We start from the raw sequence: 19567 nt of genomic DNA on the forward strand, positions 1-19567 counted from the left end.
TCTCACTGAAATCTTATTGTTGGAAGAATGGTCGAGCGTTGTTGCTTAGCGTCCGTATAGCTTCAGGGGATTTTCTACCAACAGCTTCTGGCGCCTCTCTGGATCCGTACAGAATCTGAACATCAGATCCACCAATCCGCCGTCGTTTGGCATGTCCTTAGAGATGTTTGGATGTGGCCAGTCAGTACCCCACAGAACTCTATTCGGAGCGATCTCAATAAGCCGCTCTGCAAAAGGTATCGCATCCTCGAACGGTCGACGACCTGCGGAGACCCGTTCTGCACCGCAGACCTTCACCCAGGCCAATGGGTTTTCCATCAGTTGTTGGAGCGCGTGGAATGGCTTCTGGTCGATGCCATCCTGGGCTTTGACTCGGCCCATGTGGTCGATGATGAAAGGTACCGGGATCCGCGCAAGCCGATCTGCGTAGGTGAGGATGTCTTGGGCGTCCAGGTGCAGAACCACGTGCCATCCAAGATCTGCAAGACGATCTACAGTGCTGTCGAAAACATCGAGATCGGGGGCTCCGCCCAGGTGAGCCACGAAGTTGAAACGAACCCCACGAACACCGCCGGCATCAAGGGCTGCCAGTTGTTCATCAGATTCGGTGCCATTCACGATGGCTACACCCCGATACCGCCCCTCACTGCGAGCAATTGTGTCGAGCATGGCGCGATTGTCGGTGCCGTGGCAGCTGGCCTGGACGATTACGCCACGGCTGAAACCGAGGTGATCGTGCAAAGACCGCAAAGTTTCGAAAGGGGCATCTGGAGGCGTATAGCTGCGGTCTTCTGCGTAAGGGAAAACCGAGGCGGGCCCAAACACATGGCAATGTGCGTCCCATGCGCCTTCTGGCAGCTTTTGCAGGGGGATGGTGGGGTGTGGATCTGGAGCGAGGCAAGATTTCATCTCGTATCCTGGTTAGTCGTTGTTAGTGGAATCGATAGCCCGATGGTGGGCGTCTTCCAGCCTCTCAACAACTCGACCCTCGCTCTAGCAGTTATGCTGTTTTTGCATGCGCCAGGCTAAGGTATGCAAACCTCACGCACGAGCGCCATCGTTTGTTCTGCGAGACGGGAGAGCGGTCTCTGCTCGAATGTGGCTAGGAATAGATGGGTCTGAATGGTGGGATCGACAATCTGGGCGGCTTTGAGACCTTCCAATTGGCCGTTGCTGTTAACCAGCGCGGAACGAAACAGCACTCCATAGCCCATGTCGAGATCAATCAGCTCCAGCAGGGACGGGATGCTGTCTATCTCCAGAGATATGTCGAGCTGAACCTCGTGGCGTCTAGCTTCAGTCTCGATCAAGCGCCGAATTGAAATGAGGCTCACTCGGGGTAATGAGCGGAAACTTGCCCAAATCCTTCATCGGGACTGTGGTTGGGAGATCGGAATGCTGGCTCCCGATGAGCATCAATGGCTCAGAATGTAGGTGCTCGTATTGCAGCTGCGCATTCTGTCCAGGGTTGAAAAGCAGCGCAAAATCCAGCCGCCCCAAGAGCAGCCACTCGCGCACCGAGTGAGTAAGACCTTCTTTGATGCCTAGGATGCAATTAGGGAAGCGCTTGCGAAATGCCGTTACCAACGCCACGGTATCGCGCCGAGAAATGCTGGGCGGGAGGCCAATGACGACTTTGCCGGACAGGGTATCACGCTGTTCGCGTAGGTCTTCTCGCGCTACCTGAACCTGTCTGAGAATGCCCTTACCGTGTTCGAAGAGTCGCTGGCCGGAACCGGTTAGTAATACCCCACGTCCATTACGCATCAGTAGATGCTCCTGGAGTTCGACCTCAAGCTGGCGAACCTGTCGACTTACGACAGACTGCGAGATGTTTAGGACAGCTGCGGCTTTGGTGAAACTGCCAAATTCTGCCACCCGTACAAAGCATTCCAGTTGTTTGAGATCCATGGGGCTCAACTCAAAGACCTGATCTTACCCTTTTTCGAGGGCTTCACTTTGCTGGGCGGCTGAGCTGCCATAGAGGGTGTCGAACAATGCACTCCAACTGAAGGGTTCCAGCGTCAAATATTCGATGTCCGCTTCAGCCATTGAGTCTATAAGCCCTCGCTGTGTGCTCACTATCGCTCTACTCATGTAAGCGGCAACACCTACATCGCTGACTGTCTTTGCAACCTCTTTCATCTCCTCTGATCGGCGTAGCCCGTGCTCTGCCACACGACTGATCAGGTAGTGAGGGAGATCACTGTTCCATCCCATACTTGGAAAGCTTTTGTGCAGCGATGTGAGAACTTCATCCTCCGCATCGTACTGGCGAGCAGCACTTAAGCATTCCGTCGTAAGAGCCTCTAAGCCCTTAATCATGATGCTTCGACACATCTTGATTGCTGACGCCACGCCAATGGTGTTGGCGACCACGCGGGTGTTCATGCCAAGAGCGTTCAGTTGAGAGCAGACCTCATCGGACCGTGTGCCGCCCAGCAGTATGGGTGTGAGGAGTCGTTGCGGAGGAACGGGCGCCACGACGGCGGCATCGACGTAATCAATTCCGTATTGGGTCATAACGGCTTCTGCCAACTGCTTGGTTGCAGGTGCAATGGAGTTTATATCTATGAACAACTGCCCCTTCAGCATCAGTGGAGCCGCATCCTGTGCGACCCTCAGGGCACTGTCGGCGGTCACGGCAGAAATGACCCACTCCCCGCGCGATAGGGCAAGGGCAGCGCTATCGCAGACGGTCACGCCGCAGCGTTGCCCTTTGTCTAGTAGGGCTGGTCGTTTTTTCGGGTCATCGTGCAATCGATCATAGGTGAAAACTTCTATGCCAGCGGCAGCAAGGTCTTGCCCTAGGATGCCACCAGCTTCACCGAAGCCGATCAAGGTAAGGGTTTTGATCATTTTGTAGTTACCGATGGCCAGATTGAGGCAGGAATTAGCACATGTCCGTCAAAGAGCAATCGAGCCGTACGCAGTAGTCCACAGCCTGCGATCTTGTCTTCTCGCATGCGAAGCTCAACGGAGAATTCTCCAGTTGGATGTTCTACGGATATTCTCACGTGATCATCGGGCTCGACGCTAGCGACGCTTGAAGCAACCGTGCCCTCAAGGCGACAAGCTGTTGCGACACTGACCGCGCCGAATACACCGATGGATGTGTGGCAGCGGTGGGGAATGAATGTGCGGCTGCTGATCGCGCCGCCATCACGCGCAGCCGCGATCAAAGACATCTTGGGTACGGTTCGGCTGCTAACGTCACCGAGATTCATCAGCTTCCCGGCTTGTAGTCTGATGGACTCAAGCTTCGATTTAAGCTCGGTATCAGCGTCTAGTTCCTCAGGGCTTTCGTATCCTGTGCGGCCGAGATCGGCTGCCCTTACCAGGACTACGGGCATGCCGTTATCAATGCATGTCACCTCTATACCATCGACTTGGTCAACTGCGTTTCCTGTCGGAAGCAGAGCCCCACAGCTGGAACCGGCGATGTCCTGGAATTCGACGATCAGAGGAGCACTGGTACCCGGAACACCATCGATTCTAGCCTCTCCGTCATATTCAACTCGACCGTCAACCGTCTGGACTTGAGCGATTGCGGTTTGGCCCGTATTAGCCATGAAGATGCGTACGGGCGTGATCGAATCATGTGCTGTTATCAAGCCCCGCTCGATGGCGAACGGGCCTACACCTGCCAGGATATTTCCGCAGTTTTGGCCGTAATCTACCTTGGCTTCTTCAACTGAAACCTGGGCGAACAAGTAGTCCACATCAGCGTCGGGACGATTAGAAGGGCTGATAATCGCCACCTTGCTAGTGAGCGAGTTCGCGCCACCGATGCCATCAATCTGGCGTGAATCAGGAGAGCCCATGGCAGCAAGTAATACCCGGTCTCGCGCCTCACCTTCGGGGGGCAACTCGCTAGCGAGGAAAAACGCGCCTTTAGAGGTGCCGCCGCGAACCAACAGACAAGGAATTCGAGTCTGGCTCATGGCGTCACCCATCCAGATCGCTGAGCGAGTCGTAGTAGACCAATCCGCGATCAGCCAGCTTTTGGCGCATGTTGTAAATATCGAGGCCTAATTCACCTGCGGCGAGACGCAATCGCTTTTGCTCCTCCAGCTCAGCACGTTTGAGGCTGGTATCGACCACTTCCCTAATGTCCTGACGTCTGACGATCACAACACCGTCATCATCTGCAACCACTACGTCTCCAGGCTCAACTAACTGGCCAGCGCAGACTATCGGAGTATTCACCGAGCCAATCGTCTCTTTCACCGTTCCTTGGGCATGCACGGCACGTGACCAGACCTTGAAACCCATTTCCCTGAGCGTTCGTGTATCCCGTACGCCAGCATCAATCACCAGACCTCTCACTCCCCGAGCTTGTAAGGAGGTTGCGAGCAGATCACCGAAGTAGCCATCAGTGCATGGGGAGGATGTCCCCACGACCAAGATATCTCCCGGCTGACACTGTTCTACCGCGACGTGAAACATCCAGTTGTCGCCGGGGGCAACCAGTGCCGTCACTGCGGAACCACTAATGCCCTGATTCTGTTGAATGGGACGGATCGCGTTATCGAGCAGCCCCTTCCGGCCTTGGGCCTCATGTACGGTTGCGACGCCGAACTCGTTAAGCGCGTCTATTAGGCCAGCGTCAGCTCGGGAGATATTGCGTATCACAATTCCTGTCTTTCCAATGAGGCTGCTCATCCCAGGTTCTCCGTAACGCGAGGGAAGAGGCTTTCATAGCCCTCTGCGTAGACAATGTTTCGCGAAGAGGCGATACCGACGTTGCGCTTGGCTTGCACACCGCGTTGAAGAGCTACGCGAGTGTAGTACTCCCAGAGGTGTTCCTGACCTGCCATGCACTGAATCGCCGCGTACTTCTTGTCCCACACCTCAGTGATGTCCAGCAGCACGTCAGGTCTCCACTCACACTGCTCAGGCTGGTGTGGCTCAAAGCTATAGACAGGGGGAGCGCCGACGATCTTTTCGCCAGGCTTGTAGCCTTCAGCCTGAGCGATGATGCGGGCTTCCTGTGTGAGGTTCATTGCGAGTGGGTGGTCGTAGTTGTACGGGTCCTTAATTGAATGGCTCAGTACAAACTCCGGCTGAACTCGTCGAAAGACGTCGGCGAGGCGAAACAGGGTTTCCTTGTCTGCGCGCATCGGATAGTCACCAATATCGAAAAACTCGACGCTGGCGCCCAGGATGTCAGCGGCAGCTTGAGCTTCCTCACGACGAGCCGCTTTCACCTTCTCTTCAGTCATCTCACCCTTACGCCACAATTTGGCAGACTCACCGCGTTCGCCGTAGGACAGGCAAACGATGTGTACGGCATATCCCTGTTGGGCATGAAGGGCGATGGCGCCACCTGCGCGCCAAACAAAATCGGCGGAATGTGCACTGACGATCAAGGCTGTTTTTTGTTGTGAGGTGTTCATTTGAGGCTCATCTCATCATGGGGATCGATGGGACATACCGTCGCATACGTGTACCTTAAGCAGATAATGCCTTCCTCCTCTCTAGGTATGCATTTTACTTATTGGGATGGCCGCGTCATTCTACGAGATCCCGACGAGCGATGAGAGTGCGAACTCATGACACCCCCTGTTTCTCCTAGCCTGATGCAGATCCGAGCATTCTTGTACGTGGTTGAGACCGGGAGCATCTCTAAAGCAGCTGCGGCCTTGTTCCGCGCTCAATCTGCTGTTACTCGATCAATCATTTCGCTTGAGTCGTCTTTGGGCGTACCTATATTTGAGCGCAATGCGAGTGGAATGCGACTGACTCGGCAAGGCGCTTCAATTCTCCCTCGGGCCAAACGCGCGGTGGCCGAACTGCTTTATGTCCCGCAGGTTCTCGGTAGGACGAAGGAAGGGTCGGGGGAACCGCTTTATTTGTTCCAGAATCGGCGTCTTGAGATATTTGCTCGGCTTTGCGAAACCCAAAACATGCAAACCGCAGCCATGACGCTCGGTATTTCTCAACCGGCAATAAGCGCTGCGATAAAGATTTTAGAGCAAGGCTGTGGCGTTAGTCTTTTCGAGCGCACGCCTCAAGGTCTGCTGCCAACCAGGATGGCGTCCGTAGTTCTGCTTCACGCCCGACGTGCGTTGAATGAACTACGTCATTTGGACGCAGATATCACTTTCTTGGATGGCATTGTGAGAGGCACTGTGCATGTTGGTGCACTGCCATTGGGGCGGACTCATATTCTTCCACAAGCTATTGTGCGCCTCACCGGTCGCCATCCCGGACTTTCCATTGTGACGAACGAGAGCCCGTTTGATCTATTGGCTAGCGAATTACGGTCAGGCGATGTGGATTTCGTCTTAGGTGCTTTACGCTCATCTTCCTATGGTTCTGACTTACGAGGCGAAGAACTGATGCGGGAAAATCTGGTGATCTTGATGCGTCGTGGTCACCCATGGGCAGGCCGGCCAGTTACGCCGGAAATGCTCGCTTCTGCAAAATGGGTACTCCCAAGATCTGGCTCACCGGCACGTGATCTGCTTTCAGCATTTTTTGTACACATAGGTATAAGCTCGCCGCCGCCCGTGGTGGAAACAGGTGACCTTGCGATACTTCGGGGAGTGCTGTTGAGCTCTGACATGCTCGCAGCCGTTTCTGCCCATCAACTTCAGTATGAGATCAACAGCAAAGATCTCGTTCCTGTGCCTTTGGTTTTGAAACACACATCAAGGCCCATAGGTCTTACTTATCGGGCTGCCGCACTCCAATCCCCGGCGGCGCACGCCCTCATGGAAATGATCCGGCAAGTGGTTTCAGAAATGAATGCAGGATAGAGGCTGCGATATTCCTATCGGTGCCCAGATCTCAAATAGGGGAAACTTGCATTAAAGCAAGCATTAGCGCACTTGCGGCAATCTTGAGAGGCAGCTTTCGACCCAAAGCTGCCGCTGAGCTGAGCAGTAATCTTGTGTGAGTGGACTTGACCCGCTAACAGACCGGCTCTGGAGAAGGAGTCTTCTGGCACGGGCTAAGCCCGTGTTCGCGGGGCAAGCCCGCTCCTACAGGATACGCGCCGCATTTAGGGGCTTTGTTCTCCTCGCGACAGCGTAGCCCGAATGGTTGGGCGATCACCTACAAAGATCATCGGCAGCTATGGGTCGAAAGCAGCCATTCACAACTGCCTGCATTCGACCCATAGCTGCCATTGCCAAAGTACTCTTCTTGCTCATTTTCCGAAGCCGGCGCGAACTCTGTGGGAACGGCTTTATCCGCGAAGCAGGCAACGCGGAGGATGGCACGGGCTTCGCCCGTGTTCGCGGGCACGCCTGCTCCCAAAGTGATCGCGCAAACTCTGAGATTTTCAACAAGACAGTGTTCCCACAAAATCTCAGTTGTATGCGTGACAGTGCAGCCATGAGGGAGAGGGCTGTTGTGGCCTGCCGAAGAACATTCGAGCGCCGCCAGCAGGCAAGCATGCAAACTGTACTTGCGCTGCGCTCGACGAAACGCGACCCGGTGCCTAGCTCGCGGGCAAGAGGATCACGAAGTTCTTTTTCATGTTTTCCAGCACGGTCCATTTACCCTTGGCGCCCGGTTCGATAATGAACGTGTCGCCAGCGGCCAGTGTGATGGGAGCGCAACCCTCAAGCTCGATGACGCAGCATCCACTCAGGACATGGCAGAACTCCCAAACTTTGTAGTCGATGCGCCACGCTCCGGTGCTGGCTTCCCATTCTCCGGAAATGCGACCTCGCTGTTCATCGTGATAGTACTTGGAAGTCAGCGTACGAGGGGTGCCTTCCACGACCTCTTCAAAAAAGGGAAGGTCGCGCACCGGTTGGATATCCAGTTCGCGGAACACGGTCAGTTTATTGTTCATGGTTTTTCTCGAGCACGTTGTGGGTAGGGCGATACATCAAATAGGCTTCACCGGTTACGCCCAGCATCGGGTGCGGAACGATCTGGCAGGTTTTAACAATTTCAAAACCGTGACGTTCATAGAAGCGGCGTGCACCGTGGTTTTCTGCATAATCGATCAGGCATAGCCCATCCAGGCCAGAGTCCTCAGCGCGCTGCTGGGCGTGGCGAAGAAACTGGACGCCCAACCCCTGGCTGCGCCAGGCCTCATCCAGCGCCAGGCTGGATATGTACAAGGTGTCGGGTATTTCCATGTCGGAATAAGGCGCGAGGACCGGGTCTGTCTCGACACGCCCGTCAGCGGGCTCGCGCAAGGCATAGCTATGCATCATGCCGATGACGTGGCCTTCGAAAGTGGCCATCAGGCAGTTCTTGTAGGAAAAGTCGCCATGTTCCCTGGCATAGCGAGAGGCACCGACACTGAGCAATGCCTCGCCAGGTGCGGCAAGTTTGCTCCATATGTAATCGGCCATGCCCTCCGATGTCAGTTGAAAGAAGCGCGCAATAGCGTGCGCGTCCGAGGCTTGAGCGGGTCTGAAGTCGACAGGCATGTACTGTGCTCCCTTGGGATCGGGTGGTTAGTTTTCAAGGATTACGCCTTTGACAGGGTGGCAGGGTAGGCGGGTTGAACGGTTCCCATCATGCTCTGGGCGAACACCTTCGGCACGGCGTGCGACGTTAACCCGACCCGATAGCTGCTGCTGAACTGAGCAGTAATCTTGTGTGAGCGGACTTGACCGCTAACAGGCAGGTTCTGGAGAAGGGGGCTTCTGGCACGGGCTACGCCCGTGTTCGCGGGGCAAGCCCGCTCCTACAGGATACGCGCCGCATTAACGGGCTTTGTTCTCCTCGCGACAGCGTAGCCCGAGTGATCTTGTCATTTGCCAAAGCTTAGGGCAGGGTCGATACCACTGACATCTCTGCCAAAGGAGTCACCCCATGTCGACGCTCTATCCCAGTATTGATCCTGAGGGACTGGTCGAGTACTCGGTGGTCTACACCGACCGCTCGCTCAATCACATGTCACAGACATTTCAAGGCGTGATGAAGAACATTTCCAGGACCCTGAAACAGGTCTATGGCGCCCACGCGGTTGCGGTTGTGCCGGGCAGCGGTACATTCGGCATGGAATCGGTAGCGCGACAGTTCGCCACCGGCCAGCAATGCCTGGTGATACGCAACGGCTGGTTCAGTTATCGCTGGAGCCAGATCCTGGATGCGGGCAACATCCCGGCGGCCACCACGGTGCTGAAAGCCCGGCCGGTCGACACGGGGCGCCAGGCTGCCTACGCGCCCCCGCCTCTGGAGGAGGTGCTGGCGGCCATTCAGGCGCACAAGCCTCAGATTGTCTTCGCCCCCCACGTTGAAACTTCATCGGGGATTATCCTGCCCGACGAGTACCTGCGGGCCGTCGGCGACGCCGTGCATGCGGTAGGTGGCCTGTTCGTGCTGGACTGCATCGCCTCCGGCACGCTTTGGGTTGATATGCAAAAGTGCGCAGTCGACCTGCTGATCAGCGCACCGCAGAAAGGCTGGAGCGCCTCCCCATGCTGTGCCCTGGTGATGCTCAGCGCGCTGGCCCTTGAGCGCATCGAGCACACGCAGAGCAGCAGTTTTGCCTGCGACCTGAAAAAGTGGCTGCAGATCATGCAAGCGTACGAGCAGGGCGGACATGCCTACCATGCGACCATGCCCAGCGATTCGCTCGCGCGATTCAACGACGTGATGAACGAGGTGCAAGCCTACGGTTTCGACAAGGTCCGCGGCGAACAACAGGCGCTGGGTGATCGGGTGCGCGCCATGTTGACCGGCAAAGGGTTCAAGAGCGTGGCCGCAGCTGGCTTTCAGGCCCCGGGCGTCGTGGTGAGCTACACCGATGATGCCGAGATCAAGAGCGGGAAGAAATTTGCCGATCACGGCCTGCAAATAGCCGCCGGCGTGCCGTTGCAGTGCGACGAGCCGGCCGACTTCCAGACCTTCCGTATCGGTCTGTTCGGGCTCGAAAAACTGCACAACATCGAGCGCACGGTCAGCACTCTCGAGCAGACACTGGACGAAGTGATGGCGAACTGAGTCATCAACCTCCTGGTGAAGGATAGGGCCGCTGCGGTTGAACTATCCCTGCTGGCGGCCCTGCAGGAATTGCTCTCAGATCGAGCGCTGATTCACACGGGCAGATAGTTGCTCGGCGTTTTCCTTACGCTCCGAATAACGATCCACCAGGAATTCCTGGCGGTCGCGCAGCAAGACGGTGAACTTCACCAGCTCCTCCATGACATCCACCACGCGATCGTAGTACGGGGAAGGTTTCATACGCCCAGCGTCGTCGAACTCCAGGTAGGCCTTGGGTACCGAGGACTGGTTCGGGATGGTGAACATCCTCATCCAGCGGCCCAGTACGCGCAGGTGGTTCACCACATTGAACGATTGCGAGCCGCCACACACCTGCATGACCGCAAGGGTCTTGCCTTGAGTGGGGCGAACCGCGCCCAGTGCCAGGGGGATCCAGTCGATCTGCGCCTTGAACACCGCTGACATCGCACCGTGGCGTTCTGGCGAGCACCAGACCTGGCCTTCGGACCACTGCACCAGGTCACGGAGTTCCTGCACCCTGGGGTGCTCAACAGGTACATCGTCGGGCAGCGGCAGGCCCGATGGATTGAAGATGCGCGTCTCGGCACCGAAGTGCTCCAACAGGCGTGCGGCTTCTTCCACCAGCAAACGACTGAAGGAACGTTCGCGGGTGGATCCATACAGCAACAGGATGCGGGGTTTGTGCGTGCTGGAATGCGTCGCGGCTGGCGGCGTATCGAACAGCGCGAGGTCGAGGTTAGGCAGTTGCTCGGACATTTTTCCTCCTGCTTAAAGGGTGCCGATGCGATCCAGCTCATGCTTGAGCTGATTGCGGTCAAGGTTATTGAAAGGCAGTGCGAAGAAGGCCTGGCAGCGAGACTCGATACGGGCCAGCGTGGCTCGGAACGCAGCGTCTACGGACGCCTCGTCACCTGTGATGTCGGACGGATCCTCCAGCCTCCAGTGCGACTTCAGCGCAGGGCCGAAATATGCTGGGCAGGCTTCGCCGGCAGCCTTGTCGCAAACGGTGATGACGATGTCCGGCGGGTTGCCTTCGAACGCATCGTTGCCCTTGCTGCTCAGCCCCTCAGTTGAGATATGGGCATGTTGCAGGGTGGTCAGACTGCGAGGCAGCACTTGGCCTTTCGGGAAACTGCCAGAACTGATTGCTTCAAAGCCGTGAGGCGCCAGGTGATTAAACATGGCCTCGGAGAGAATGCTGCGGCAGCTGTTGGCCGTGCACATGAACAGGACTCGCATGGAGGGCTCCTCCGCTTCGGGGCGGACGTCAGAGGCTCAGGCGCAATGCCAAAGCCGAAAGAGTGATCAGCAGTACAGGCAGCGTCAGCAGGATGCCGACCCTGAAGTAGTAACCCCAGGTGATGTACATGCCTTTGCGTTCCAGCACATGCAGCCAGAGCAGCGTGGCGAGACTGCGACAGCAACGGCGACAAGCATGAAAATCTCGCGTGGTGAAGATCAGCAGCAGGCGGAGTCTCGAACGGGGCGGCCGTCCATGTTCTTCAGCCGGAGAGAGTTGTCTGCCAGCCATTGCGAGTTGGCCTGCAGGGTCACCTGCAAGATTTCATGCACCCAGGCGGGCAACTCCGGGTTTAGACGGTAATACACCCATTGTCCCTGGCGGCGATCCAACAGCATGCCATTGCTGCGCAGCTGCGCGAGGTGGCGGCTGATCTTGGGTTGGCTGTCGTTCAAAGCGCACATCAGTTCGCAGACGCAGAGCTCTCCCAGACTGGCGATCAGCAGGGTGGCGCGAGCACGGGTCTCGTCGGACAAGCTCTTGAAGACATCAGGAGGGGTGATCATGACAGCACCAATACATATGGAGATCTGAATATACGTATTTCCATATGTTATGCGCAAGCAGTTCTGGGCTGAACGTCTGCTATGGAGCGATTGCGGCCACTCTGCTTCTGACGGGTGTTCAGCGCAGAGCTACTGCGCTAGCAGCGCCACCCCGGCGATCACCTGCTCAGCGATTGTTTTCGTACTGCTCGCCCCATCCACTTTCACAACCGGAACTGCCTGCTGTGCCAGCCACGCCTCGTGCCACGCTCGGTTGCGGCCGTTAAACGTCGGGTCGTCATACTGCGCAGCCCAGGCTCGAAACGCCACATGGATCTCATGCATGTCACCGCCCGGCGCGATTCGATCGCCGAAGCGGGTCCTCTCACGCGCGGCCAGGCGCTGGAGGCGAACGGGCGTTGCTGTGGTGACGAACACAATCACGTCGGCGCTGCTTAGCAGCGCCCCTCCCCATCCTTCAGCAGAACCGGTCAGTACCCAGTCGTTTTCACCCAACGCTTGCTGGATCAGCAAGACGCGCTCTTCGACTGGCCGCTTTGTGGTAAACGGAGGGTTGGTCGGCATCCAGAAAAAGTCATCGACATCAACGTGTCGTAACCCCAGCAGAGGGGAGAGGGTTTGCCCCAGTGTGGTGACGCCTGCGCATGAAGCGCCTGTGATGTAGATGCGCAAGGGTTCCTCCATGGAGATGCTTTGGTTTCAAGGTCGGCACGGTACCTGAAACCCGTCAGGAAGGACATTGGCTGATCAACAATCCCCCCGGCAAGGCCGCTCCCACAGTGATATCGCATGCCTCAAGAGTGGTGAGCGCAGGCCCTGGAACGATGCCGTCCCCCTTGTGGGAGCGGCCTTGTGTCGCGAATGGGCTGCAAAGCAGCCCCAACGTACTCAAGCCAGAGCGCCACGGCCCTGCCCAACCTCGCGATCAACGGCGGTAGTAACGATGATCAGCCTCATAGCGGTGGCGCATGGCCCGGTCATGACGGCGCTCCCAGTCATGCCGGCGCTCCATTTCGCGACGGTGCTGCTCCCGGCGCCATTGCTCCTTGCGCCACTGGTCGCGGCGCCAGTCGCCCCTGCGGTCGTGCCAATGGCGGTCATCGCGGTCGTCATGGGCCAGCAACGTCTCAGGCTGGCTGTCGGCCACGCTCAGCACAGTCGGCCAAGGATTGGCGGCAGCCTCCACTGGCGCCGCGGTGGCAGCGAACTGCGAAGCGACGGCCGGCGCTGGAGCCTGCATCGGCGTGGCTGATGCCGAGCCCATTGCCGCAAACGCGAACAGGCCAAGCAGCAGCTTGCGTTGGACAGTGAAGTTCATGGCGAAGACATCCTCTGCTAGACGATAGAACACGGTTACGTGAAAACCAGGGCGTGATTGAGGCCCCTGTGTGCCTATCCACATAGACCGGTAAATAGAAAAAAGTTCTAGTAACACCCGCACAAATAGCTAACCGCCCTAAAGCGCCATATCGTCAAGCGACGTGAGGTGTAGGCGCATTCCATTGTCCTAGTGGCTCTTTGCGGTGCTCCCCGGCTAATATGGCTAACCTCCCGAAACAGGGTTTAGGCCGGGACATCCCATGCAACACATACCCCCAGACGAAACGATCCGCGCAGCACTGCAGAAGTCGCATGCCAGGCTTCGAAAACAGCATGAGCTGGTGGTCGAATTCGGCGTCGCTTCGCTCACACTCTCTGATCTCGACGAGTTACTTACCCACGCGTGTGCAGTCGTCGCCAAAGGTATGCAAACCCGCTTTGCCAAGGTATTGACCCCGCTCGAAGACCGCGATGAGTTCATCCTGTCCCACGGCGTGGGCTGGGATGACGCTGATATTGGCAGTGCAAGGGTAGGGGGAGACGAGGCCAGCCCGGCGGGCTACGCGATTGCCACCTACCGGCCGGTCATTTCCAATCATCTGGGCCAGGAGCATCGCTTCAGAACCCCCTCGCTGCTCAAGAAATACGGCATCGAGCGGGCTATCAACGTGCCTATTCGCGGGGCTTCCGTGCCCTTCGGCGTGCTTGAGGCAGACAGTGGCGATGGCGATGACTTCATGGAAAGCGACCTGGTGTTCATGGAGGGCATCGCCAACGTCATTTCCATGGCCGTCGAGCGGATGGCTGCCGGGGCTGAAGCGAATCGCCCCAGCCCCTATTCGGAAAGCGTGCTCAACGCCAGCCCGGACTGCGTGAAGATCCTGTCGGCAGACGGCGAAATAGAATTCATGAACGACGCCGGCATGTGCCTCATGCAGCTCGGTGAGCTTGGCCATATTCAAGGGCAGGAGTGGGCACGGCTCTGGCCGGAAGAGTCCAAAGCGGTGGTCAAGGGCGCGATCGAGACGGTCGCGTGCGGGGAGTCAACGCGCTTCGAGGCGTTTTGCCCGACCGCGCAGGGCGAACCGAAGTGGTGGGACGTTACCGTGGCGCCGATCTTCGGCACCGGCGGTGATGTCGACAAGATCATCGCTGTTTCCCGGGATATCACCGAGCGGCATCATCACGAAGCGCAGTTGCTGTCGCTGATTGATGCGCAGCACACCAAGCTCAGCGAAAGCGATTTTTACCTTGAAGAGATCCATCACCGGGTCAAGAACAGCCTGCACCTGGTCAACACCTTGCTGTTGCTTCAGGCCAACCTGGCGGCGGACGAGGCCGTCAAGTTGCAGTTACAGACAGCAGCCGGGCGGGTGGTGACCATCGCCAGCGTGCATGAACGGCTGTACCAGAATGCCGAGACCCAGGAAGTCCTTGCCAGTGATTATCTTGCGGCCTTGCTGGGCGACCTGGGCAAAGCGCTGGCCGACCGCAACATTGTGCTTGAGGCCGACCCGTTCATCTTGCCGCCGGAGCGGATGGCACCGCTTGGCCTGGTGATTTCCGAACTGATCACCAATGCCCTGAAATACGGCAAAGGGACCATTGGCGTTAGCGTCAAGGATGCCCAGGATCACGCGTTGATCACCGTGACCGATGAGGGCGATGGCTTCCCTGAGTCGTACCCCAAGCCCAGTGGTACCGGGCTGGGCATGCGCCTGGTGAAAAGCTACTCCGGCTACGGCAGCACGGCAATTTCAGTGGATCGCGATGTCGAGAAAAGTACCATCAAGGTGCGTTTCAAGCTGTGAGCCGTATCTTCCCCGCCCGGCGTAAATCGTGCCAGTTGCCAAACGATGCTGAGGCCATTGATGAGTCAAGACACTGTGCAGTCCCTCTCCAACAGCGATGACGCGTTCCCCAATGATGCTGCAGAGCGCTTGCAACTGGCATTGGACGCCGGGGCCATCATTGGCACTTGGGTGTGGGACATCCCCAACGACTGCGTCAGGGCCGATGCGCGTTTTGCCCGCTCGTTCGGTCTGCCTGCCGATCAGTGCGTGGCTGGTATCAGCCTGGAGCGGGCCTTTTCGTCGATTCACCCTGACGACCGTGAGCGGGTCGGGGCGGACATCGCCGAGGCCATGAAGCGGGGCGGTGCCTACCGCTGCGAATACCGGGTGCGCCAGAACGACGGCAGCTACCGCTGGGTCGAGGCCAACGGCCGCGCCGAGTTAAACAGCGCAGGCCAGGCCGTACGTTTTCCCGGTGTGCTGATGGACATCGAGTCCCGCCGGGTCGCCGAGGCCGAGCGGGACCGGGTTTCGGCCTTGCTGCGCACCTTTACCGCAGCAGTGCCGGGGGTAGTCTATGCCAAGGACCTCGAAGGGCGAATGCTGGTGGCCAACCACGGCACCACGCAACTGATCGGCAAACCGCCAGCGTTCTATATAGGCAAGACTGACCTTGAATTTCTTGAAGACAAGGACCAGGCCCGTCAGGTAATGGCGACCGACCAGCGCATCATGCACGGTGGTAAAGCCGAGCAGATCGAGGAAGAGGTCAACATGGCCGATGGCTCGGCGGTTACCTGGCTGTCGCTCAAGGCGCCGCTGCTCAACGATGATGGCGAGGTCATCGGGCTGATCGGCTCCTCCATTGATGTGACCGCGCGCAAGAACGCAGAGGCGGCGTTGATGGAATTCAACCACACCCTCGAAGCGCGCATCAGCGACGCGATCGCCGAGCGCGAAGCGGCCCAGGCCGCGCTGCGCCAGGCGCAGAAAATGGAGGCTGTGGGTCAGTTGACCGGCGGTATCGCGCATGACTTCAACAACTTGCTGGCGGGCATCACCGGTAGCCTGGACCTGATCAAGCTGCGCCTCAACCAAGGGCGTATTGCCGACATCGAACGCTACCTCGGCGTCGCCCACAGCGCAGCTCAGCGCGCCGCAGCCTTGACCCACCGCCTGCTGGCGTTTTCCCGGCAGCAGACACTGATACCGGTCCACACCGATGTGAATGCCTTGATCAGTGGCATGGAAGAGCTGATTCAGCGCTCGGTGGGGCCGTCGATCGAGGTCCGGGTCGAACTGGCGGCGGGCTCCAGCACTTGCCTGATCGACCCCGCCCAGGTCGAGAACGCTCTGCTCAACCTGGCCATCAACTCCCGTGATGCCTTGCCCAATGGTGGCAGCATCCAGATCACGACGTTCAACAGCACGCTGGAACCTGGCCCCGACCTGGACCCTGAGCTGAGCCCGGGTAACTACCTGACCATCTGCGTAGCAGACAACGGCGAGGGCATGAGCAGCGAGACTGTGGCCAAGGTCTTCGAGCCGTTTTTCACCACCAAGCCGGTGGGGGCAGGCACGGGGCTTGGGCTGTCGATGATCTATGGTTTTGCCAAGCAGTCGGGTGGCCAGGTGAAAATCCAGTCCGAGCCTGGCAAGGGCACACGTGTGTACCTGCAGCTGCCTTGCCGTGAGGCTGTGGCCGAAGAGCCCGGGCGGTCGTCGCCCAGCCTCGCGCGGCCAGCGCCGACCGCTTCAGGCGAGACGGTGCTGGTGGTCGATGACGAATCGTCGGTGCGCATGTTTGTCAGCGAGACGCTGAGCGGTCTGGGCTATGCGGTGGTCGAGGCGGCAGACAGCCAGACCGGCCTGCAACTGCTGCGCTCGGATATTCGTATTGATTTGCTGGTGACTGATATCGGCCTGCCAGGGGGCATGGATGGCCGGCAGATGGTAGAGGCCGCCCGGCAGTCGAGGCCGGGGCTGGCGGTGCTGTTCATGACAGGTTATGCGCAGCCACTGGCGCCCGATCACGGCCCGTTGCAACCGGCGACCGCGGTGCTGACCAAACCGTTTGCCCTCGACGCGCTGGCAATGCACGTCAACGGGCTACTCAAAGGCGCTGCGGCCCAGGGCAAGCCCTGACACGGCCAGTTGCCGACGCGCGCCCGCAGCTCAGGAGCGCGTGCCGGCTGGGCCTCAGAAGCTGTACTTGAAGCTGGTCATCAGGTTGCGCGGCGCACCGTAGACGCCGTACAGCCCGGACTGGCTGTAGTACTCGCGATCGAACACGTTGTTGAGGTTCAGCGAAGCGCTCAGGTGCTGGTTGATGTCGTAGCGGGCCATCAGGTTGGTGACCGCATAGCTACCCTGGCTGAAGGTATGCAAGTCGGCGCCGACCTTGCTCTGCCAGTTGACCCCGCCACCCACGGTGAGTTTGTCCAGCGGCCCGTGCAGACGGTAGCTGGTGAACGTCTTGACGCTGTTGCGCGGCAGGTTGGTATTGATGCGCTGGTCGTCGGCATCGGTCGTGACCGAATACGCATAGCCGGCCGAGGCCTGCCAGCCTTCGGCGAGCTCGCCGTTGAGCTCCAGCTCGATGCCCTTGGAAGTGGTGTCCTGCTCGGCGCTGTAGACGTTGTCGTGTTGCCAGATGGCCAGGTTGTCCTGCTCGAGCTTGAACACGGCGAGGCTGGAATTGAGCTTGCCATCGAGGTGGCTGCCCTTGATGCCCATCTCGTAGCCAACGCCCTGCATCGGGTCGAGCGGCTGGTCGGCTTCGTCGGTGACCCACGACGCCTGCGGGTTGAAGATCTTGGTGTAGCTGGCGTACACCGACCACGTCTCGTCGAGGTCGTAGACCACCCCGGCATAGGGAATGAACACGCCGCTCTCTTTGCGGTTGACCTGGGTCTCCTGTCCGCCGTACGGACGATCCGAGGTGTCGCGCTTCCAGTCGATGACGCGGCTGCCGAGGATCAGGCTGAGGTCGTCGGTGACGCTGAAACGGGTGGTCAGGTAGGCCGCATACTGGTCCTCGTCAATCGACGACTTGCCGCTCTCGGCGAAGGCCGCTTTGGCCGAGTTGCCGTCCCAGTCGAACAGGTTGTCGATGGTGCCGGCCGGTGAGCCCGCGTAGTCGTAACGCCAGCCGCCCCAGCTTGGCGTGTTCTCCTGGTACTGCGACAAGGTCACGCCGGTGATCAGCTCGTGCTCGCGACCCAACAGGCCGAACGGGCCGGTGACGTACACGTCGAGGTTGTCCTGGCGCGGGGTGCCGGAGAAGCGCACGGGCAGTTGCGTCAGGCCGCTGCCGTCGGGGTTCAGATCGCCCATGGCGAAGTTGAACACCTCGTCGAACTTGTTCTCGGCGTGGGTCAGCTCGATCTTGCCGCTCCAGCCGTTACCCAACTGTTGCTCGATGGAGGTGAAGAAGCTGGTTTGTTCGTGATCGTTGTACGACCAGTCCGGTGCGGCATTCAGCGAGCGGCTGAGGTTGGTGCGCTGGCCGGTGCTGAAGCGCGTAGGCAGGCCGGAACGCAACGGCGAGTCGACGTCGCTGCGCAGGTAGCTGAAGCCCAGGGTCAGCAGGGTGTCTTCGCTGAGGTCGAATTCGGTGATGCCGTAGATCAGCTGCGACTGCTGGTTGTAGCGGTCGATCCAGGCCTTCTCGGTCTTGTAGTCGGCGACGAAGCGGCCGCGCACATTGCCTGATTCGGTCAGCGGCCCGGACACATCGAAGCCGGTGCCATAGCGGTCCCAGTTGCCGGCCTCGCCGGTGATGCTGGCCTGGGTTTCGGCGGTGGGGCGTTTGCGGATCAGGTTGATGGTCGCCGACGGGTTGCCCATGCCGCTGATCAGGCCGGTAGCGCCGCGCACCACTTCGACCCGGTCGTACATCGCCATGCTTTGCGAATAGTTGTCCAGACGCGTGCTGGTGGGCACGCCGTCGATCTCGTAGTTCTGGATGGCGAAGCCACGCGACCAATAGGCGTCGGTCTCTGAGCCGAGGCCATCGCGGATGACGATGATGCCGGGGGTGGCTTCGAGGGCGTCGGTCAGGTTGGTCAGGCGCTGGTCATCCAGACGCTGGCGGGTCATCACCGTCATCGACTGCGGGGTTTCCTGCGGCGTCAGGTTCAAGCGCGTCGAGCTGCTGGACGAGTAAGTGGTGTAGAGCCCGGTGCCCTCGGTGGTAGAACCCGGCGCCTTGCCCGAAATAGACACCGCACTGAGCTCCATGGCGGTGCTGGTGCTGGCCTGCAGCGAGTAGTTGCCGTTGGCGCCGCGGCTGGCCTCAAGGCCGGTGCCAGCGAGCAGGATCGCCAACCCTTGGTCGACGTCAAAGTGACCCTGCAAGCCAGCGGTGCTGCGCCCTTCGGTCAGTGGCGTGGAATACGACAGGAGGATGTGCGCGGTCTGCCCGAAGCGGGTCAGGGCCGGTGCCAGCGGGCCGGCTGGGATGTCGAAGTCCTGCTGCGCCTGTTCGGCTGCCGTGGCCCAGGTTGGCAGCAGCATCAGCGGTGCGGTCGCGCTCATGCAAGCGATGCCTTGCACCACGGCGACGGCAAGTTTGTGCTTGACCGACAGTTGCCAGCCCTGGCGTTTGCGTGCGGTGAAATTCACGAGTTGTTCCCCATTGCATTAAGTGTCTGGGGTTTAAGTCTCGTGAGAAACCGAATCGGACCACCCAAGCGACTATTTAT

General features: G+C 58.9%; 19 protein-coding genes and 1 pseudogene. 4 read left to right on the top strand and 16 right to left on the bottom strand.

Translation table 11 applies throughout. From position 1 onward, the window contains the following. Positions 1–45: 45 nt before the first annotated feature. The 7 genes from J3B00_RS12825 to galB form a co-directional block, all read right to left on the bottom strand. Positions 46–909 carry an amidohydrolase family protein gene (locus J3B00_RS12825; protein WP_209867862.1) on the bottom strand — a complete coding sequence of 288 codons (864 nt, stop codon included), beginning with the start codon at positions 907–909 and terminating at the stop codon, positions 46–48. Between the two features lie 116 nt (positions 910–1025). Next, positions 1026–1310, bottom strand: coding sequence for a LysR substrate-binding domain-containing protein (locus J3B00_RS26815; protein ID WP_281075453.1), 285 nt, complete (start codon positions 1308–1310; stop codon positions 1026–1028). Then, positions 1297–1911, bottom strand: a complete 615-nt coding sequence (locus J3B00_RS12830) for a LysR family transcriptional regulator (protein ID WP_281075455.1) — start codon at positions 1909–1911, stop codon at positions 1297–1299. Before J3B00_RS12830 ends, J3B00_RS26815 begins: the two co-directional genes overlap by 14 nt. 24 nt (positions 1912–1935) lie before the next feature. Then, positions 1936–2859 (bottom strand): NAD(P)-dependent oxidoreductase, encoded by a 924-nt coding sequence (locus J3B00_RS12835; protein WP_209867863.1) that lies wholly within the window; start codon positions 2857–2859, stop codon positions 1936–1938. Continuing rightward, complete coding sequence (locus tag J3B00_RS12840) at positions 2856–3944, bottom strand: 4-oxalomesaconate tautomerase (RefSeq protein ID WP_209867864.1); 1089 nt, start codon at positions 3942–3944, stop codon at positions 2856–2858. The genes J3B00_RS12835 and J3B00_RS12840 overlap by 4 nt, the downstream gene beginning before the upstream one ends. Positions 3945–3948: 4 nt before the next feature. After that, the gene (locus J3B00_RS12845; RefSeq protein ID WP_209867865.1) at positions 3949–4665 is read right to left on the bottom strand and encodes a 4-carboxy-4-hydroxy-2-oxoadipate aldolase/oxaloacetate decarboxylase; all 717 of its coding nucleotides are present in this window, start codon (positions 4663–4665) and stop codon (positions 3949–3951) included. After that, complete coding sequence (gene galB / locus J3B00_RS12850; protein ID WP_209867866.1) at positions 4662–5399, bottom strand: 4-oxalmesaconate hydratase; 738 nt, start codon at positions 5397–5399, stop codon at positions 4662–4664. The genes J3B00_RS12845 and galB overlap by 4 nt, the downstream gene beginning before the upstream one ends. Positions 5400–5555: 156 nt before the next feature. Between galB and J3B00_RS12855 the strand changes: the two genes are divergently transcribed. Beyond that, a complete protein-coding gene (locus J3B00_RS12855; RefSeq protein WP_209867867.1) occupies positions 5556–6764 on the top strand; it encodes a LysR family transcriptional regulator in 1209 nt (402 codons plus the stop codon). 686 nt (positions 6765–7450) lie between these two features. On the opposite strand, the gene J3B00_RS12860 is transcribed toward J3B00_RS12855, so the two are convergent. Both J3B00_RS12860 and J3B00_RS12865 read right to left on the bottom strand, forming a co-directional pair. After that, positions 7451–7810 (bottom strand): cupin domain-containing protein, encoded by a 360-nt coding sequence (locus J3B00_RS12860; protein WP_209867868.1) that lies wholly within the window; start codon positions 7808–7810, stop codon positions 7451–7453. Next, positions 7800–8399: an N-acetyltransferase gene (locus tag J3B00_RS12865; RefSeq protein WP_209867869.1), complete on the bottom strand. Its 600-nt coding sequence runs from the start codon at positions 8397–8399 to the stop codon at positions 7800–7802. The genes J3B00_RS12860 and J3B00_RS12865 overlap by 11 nt, the downstream gene beginning before the upstream one ends. A gap of 388 nt (positions 8400–8787) precedes the next feature. Between J3B00_RS12865 and J3B00_RS12870 the strand changes: the two genes are divergently transcribed. Continuing rightward, positions 8788–9921: an aminotransferase class V-fold PLP-dependent enzyme gene (locus tag J3B00_RS12870; RefSeq protein ID WP_209867870.1), complete on the top strand. Its 1134-nt coding sequence runs from the start codon at positions 8788–8790 to the stop codon at positions 9919–9921. 75 nt (positions 9922–9996) lie between these two features. Here J3B00_RS12870 and arsH read toward each other — a convergent pair whose 3' ends face one another. From arsH to J3B00_RS12900, 6 genes and pseudogenes are all read right to left on the bottom strand, one after another. Continuing rightward, positions 9997–10698 (bottom strand): arsenical resistance protein ArsH, encoded by a 702-nt coding sequence (gene arsH, locus J3B00_RS12875; protein WP_209867871.1) that lies wholly within the window; start codon positions 10696–10698, stop codon positions 9997–9999. Positions 10699–10710: 12 nt separating this feature from the next. Then, positions 10711–11181, bottom strand: a complete 471-nt coding sequence (locus tag J3B00_RS12880) for an arsenate reductase ArsC (protein WP_209867872.1) — start codon at positions 11179–11181, stop codon at positions 10711–10713. A 28-nt stretch (positions 11182–11209) separates the two neighbouring features. Further along, a pseudogene (locus J3B00_RS12885) lies at positions 11210–11356 on the bottom strand (ArsB/NhaD family transporter); the annotation flags it as partial. Positions 11357–11400: 44 nt separating this feature from the next. Then, positions 11401–11748, bottom strand: coding sequence for a metalloregulator ArsR/SmtB family transcription factor (locus J3B00_RS12890; RefSeq protein ID WP_209867873.1), 348 nt, complete (start codon positions 11746–11748; stop codon positions 11401–11403). 129 nt (positions 11749–11877) lie between these two features. Continuing rightward, the gene (locus tag J3B00_RS12895) at positions 11878–12420 is read right to left on the bottom strand and encodes an adenylate kinase (protein ID WP_209867874.1); all 543 of its coding nucleotides are present in this window, start codon (positions 12418–12420) and stop codon (positions 11878–11880) included. Between the two features lie 253 nt (positions 12421–12673). Beyond that, the gene (locus tag J3B00_RS12900; protein ID WP_209867875.1) at positions 12674–13066 is read right to left on the bottom strand and encodes a hypothetical protein; all 393 of its coding nucleotides are present in this window, start codon (positions 13064–13066) and stop codon (positions 12674–12676) included. 262 nt (positions 13067–13328) lie between these two features. Between J3B00_RS12900 and J3B00_RS12905 the strand changes: the two genes are divergently transcribed. Both J3B00_RS12905 and J3B00_RS12910 read left to right on the top strand, forming a co-directional pair. Beyond that, the gene (locus J3B00_RS12905) at positions 13329–14879 is read left to right on the top strand and encodes a PAS domain-containing protein (RefSeq protein ID WP_209867876.1); all 1551 of its coding nucleotides are present in this window, start codon (positions 13329–13331) and stop codon (positions 14877–14879) included. Positions 14880–14939: 60 nt separating this feature from the next. Next, complete coding sequence (locus J3B00_RS12910; protein WP_209867877.1) at positions 14940–17006, top strand: PAS domain-containing sensor histidine kinase; 2067 nt, start codon at positions 14940–14942, stop codon at positions 17004–17006. 54 nt (positions 17007–17060) lie between these two features. On the opposite strand, the gene J3B00_RS12915 is transcribed toward J3B00_RS12910, so the two are convergent. After that, a complete protein-coding gene (locus tag J3B00_RS12915) occupies positions 17061–19400 on the bottom strand; it encodes a TonB-dependent receptor (RefSeq protein ID WP_209874824.1) in 2340 nt (779 codons plus the stop codon). Positions 19401–19567 lie beyond the last annotated feature (167 nt).

Source organism: Pseudomonas sp. BP8 (genome assembly GCF_017875955.1).
Classification (GTDB): domain Bacteria; phylum Pseudomonadota; class Gammaproteobacteria; order Pseudomonadales; family Pseudomonadaceae; genus Aquipseudomonas.